At 31.9% G+C, this 3,506-nt stretch carries 2 protein-coding genes; both read left to right on the top strand.

All coding sequences use genetic code 11. The annotated features are described in order from the left end of the window. The first annotated feature begins 262 nt into the window (after window positions 1-262). Window positions 263-2,500, top strand: coding sequence for an AAA family ATPase (locus BHECKSOX2_RS05585; protein ID WP_139682810.1), 2,238 nt, complete (start codon window positions 263-265; stop codon window positions 2,498-2,500). Window positions 2,501-2,593: 93 nt separating this feature from the next. Further along, entirely contained in the window at window positions 2,594-3,490 is an 897-nt protein-coding gene (locus tag BHECKSOX2_RS05580; protein WP_139682808.1) for a TIGR01777 family oxidoreductase, read from the top strand. The last annotated feature ends 16 nt before the right edge of the window (window positions 3,491-3,506 follow it).

The following is a 3,506-nucleotide window of genomic DNA, read 5'->3' as shown; positions in this document are numbered from 1 at the left end:
AGGTCAATTGTGTATATTTTTGCATGTTTCACTCCTTTTTCTTGTCGGATTAAAGAGTGGTTAATATACCCTTTGGCCGACTAATTGAGTGTTGCACTTATGATGTGAATCTAAGTAATATTAGGTGTTATTAACAGTTTTTATTAAAAACTAAGCGATTGTACTTGGTATTATTTTTAATACAGCGTATCAAGGCAATAATGCCTTATACTAATAGTTAGCTGCAAAAAATACTCACCTTTGTCATTTCACTGGATGAAAAATGATTGAAAATATTCTTATAAAAAATACCGCAAGTTATAACAGTACAGGCACTCAACTAAGTGACTTAAAAAAGATAAACTTTATCTATGGAGCAAACGGAAGTGGGAAAACAACAATTTCCAATTTGTCATCCGAGCAAGCTAATGAGGAATTTAAAAATTGCAGCCTTCAATGGAAGCATGGTCAAATATTAAATAGCTTGGTTTATAATAAAAAATTCAGAGAAAATAATTTTGGTACGGGGAAAATAGAAGGGATTTTTACTTTAGGGGAAGCTTCAAAAGAAGATGTGCTTTTAATTGAAGAAAAACAAAAAAGTTTAAAAACATTAAGAGACGATAGATTGGGAAAGAAAGAGACTTTAGAAAAGCAAGAAAGAACCAAATTAGATGAAGAGCTTTCTTTTAAGGAAAGTGTATGGAAAAAAATATATAAAAAACACGAAGGGGAATTTAAGGAAGCTTTTCAAGGTTCAATGCAGAAAGAGAGCTTTAAAAATAAGCTATTATCAGAGTTTAAGACTAATACGTCACCGTTGGAAGCAATTGATGATTTAAAAAACAAATCCAAAACTATACTTGGAAAAGCTCCTGAATCTATTGGATTAATGAATATTGTAGATTCCAATCAAATCATAACCATTGAAGAAGATGATATTTGGGGGAGCAAAATAATTGGAAAATCGGATGTCAATATTTCCCACCTAATTCAAAAGTTAAATATTAATGATTGGGTAAATCAAGGTAGATCATATATACAGGATAATCTAACTTGCCCCTTTTGCCAGCAGCCCACAATTGAAGAAGACTTTAAACATCAATTAGAGAGCTACTTTGATGAGTCATTTACAACGTCGATCAAAAAGGTCACCGTACTTATTGATGAATACGGGAGGTTTACAGATAATGCTATTAATGAGTGGACTCAGATTGAAACAAATCAAAAATCTAATGATGGAACAAAGCTAGATATTGATAAGTTCTCTGCATATTTGAAAACCTTATTAAGTCAGGTTAATGCAAACAAATTATTACTTGTTGAAAAAGCCAAAGAGCCAAGTAGAAGCATTAATTTAACATCTACAAAAGAGCAGTCAGAGAATATTAAAAATTTGATAGAAAGTGCTAATACTGAAATCAAAAAGCACAATGACATTGTGAATAATTATAAGGCAGAAAAAAGTGGTTTAATTCAGTCTATCTGGAAATATGTAGTTGAAACTAATAAGGTGGACATAGAAGCATACATTGAGAAAATTACAGGCTTGGAAAAAAGTATTTTTACTTTAAATGGCGATGTAATTGAAAAGCGTAATTCTTATGAATTGCTGAATGATGAAATTAAAGAATTAACAAAAAATGTAACCAGCATACAACCCACCATTGATGAAATTAACAAAACATTACAATATTATGGGTTTGATAATTTTGAAATTGTTCCATCTGTATCGAGTGAAAATCATTATCAAATAAAAAGAGAGGATGGAGAGCTAGCTGAGTCAACATTGAGTGAAGGGGAAATTACTTTTATTACTTTTCTATATTATCTACAGTTAGCTAAAGGCTCAACTGATAAGGAAACGATTACTGATGAGAGAGTTTTAGTTGTCGATGACCCGATTTCAAGCCTCGATAGTAATGTACTGTTTGTGGTTAGCACCCTTATAAAAGAAATTATTAAAGACATTAAAAATGATGTTGGTAATATAAAACAGCTCATTCTTTTAACTCATAATGTATATTTTCATAAGGAAGTATCTTTTATAGATGGTAGAACTAAAGAAAACAATCAAACTAACTATTGGATTTTAAGGAAAAATAATAAAGTTTCTACGGCTCAGCCATTCTTAATGAAAAATCCAATCCAAACTTCTTATGAGTTGATGTGGAATGAGTTAAAGAATAAGGAACATAATTCCAGCGTGACAATACAAAACACTATGAGGCGAATTATTGAAAACTATTTCAAAATGCTTGGCGGATATAAGGATGATGATCTTATAAGTAAGTTCACATCTAAAGAGGAGCAAGAAATATTTAGATCACTAATTTCTTGGATTAATGATGGCTCTCACAGCATTTCAGATGATTTGTTTATTGAAGCACAATCGGATGTGGTAGATAAATATTTAAAAGTATTTAAAGATATTTTTACTTTAACAAAACATGAAGGGCACTATGACATGATGATGGGTGTTGAAAATGCAGCTAACAATCAAATTCACCCGACCGTTTAAAGCGTCATTTTTTTTGCTATTCGCAAAAAAACCGCCACTTTAAACGGCGGGTGATTTGGGCGTTAAATTTTTCAATAACATTAAGGAGGAAAAATGAACATACTAATTACTGGTGGCACTGGCTTTATTGGCTCTGCTCTGTGTTCTCGTTTATTAGAAGAAGAAAATAATAAAATTGTAATACTTAGTAGACATCCTGAAAAAATCAAATCTCCCATTCAAGCAATTGCTGACTTAAGCGATCTAAAAGATAATGATGCATTTGATGTTGTCATTAATTTAGCTGGCGAACCTATTGCGAATAAACGGTGGAATGATAAGCAAAAACATCAAATTTTTAGTAGTCGCATTGACATCACAGAAAAACTTATTTCATACTTTGAAACATTAGAAAATAAACCTAAATTGTTAATTAGTGGTTCAGCTATTGGCTACTACGGTATTGATAAAACGGATAATGCTATCGAAGAAAAAGACAATGGCGACAATAGCTTTTCTAGTGAGTTATGTCAAAAGTGGGAAGATGTTGCTTTAAAAGCAGAAAAGCTTGGTATTCGTACTTGCTTACTACGAACAGGGATCGTTTTAGGTAAAAACGGTGGAGCATTAAACAAAATGTTACCGCTTTTTAAAATGTATCTTGGGGGAAGAATCGGTAATGGTAAGCAATGGATGTCTTGGATTCATATTAATGATTTAATTGGAATTATTTTGTACTGTATAAACCATGATAATTTAAAAGGGGCTGTTAATGGAACATCGCCTAACCCAGTAACAAATCAAGTGTTCACCAAAACCCTTGGTATGATCTTAAAGCGACCCACTATTTTTCCAATGCCTGCATTGGCTGTAAAACTATTAATGGGAAAGATGGGAGAAGAACTATTATTAGCAGGTAAGAAAATTAGACCCAAAAAGGCTTTAGATGCAGGCTATATTTTCAAGTATAAAACACTAGAAGAAGCATTAATAAATGTAGTATGGAAATAAGGGGGCGCCTGAGATT

It is taken from the genome of thiotrophic endosymbiont of Bathymodiolus puteoserpentis (Logatchev) (assembly GCF_900127505.1).
In the GTDB taxonomy this organism is placed as follows: Bacteria; Pseudomonadota; Gammaproteobacteria; order PS1; family Pseudothioglobaceae; genus Thiodubiliella.
This window is presented reverse-complemented; position numbering and strand designations above follow the sequence as displayed.

What these genes read in the sequence shown, in the direction of transcription:
- BHECKSOX2_RS05580 (WP_139682808.1), top strand. Translation starts at nt 2,594, where the DNA reads ATGAACATACTAATTACTGGTGGCACTGGCTTTATTGGCTCTGCTCTG.
- BHECKSOX2_RS05585 (WP_139682810.1), top strand. Translation starts at nt 263, where the DNA reads ATGATTGAAAATATTCTTATAAAAAATACCGCAAGTTATAACAGTACA.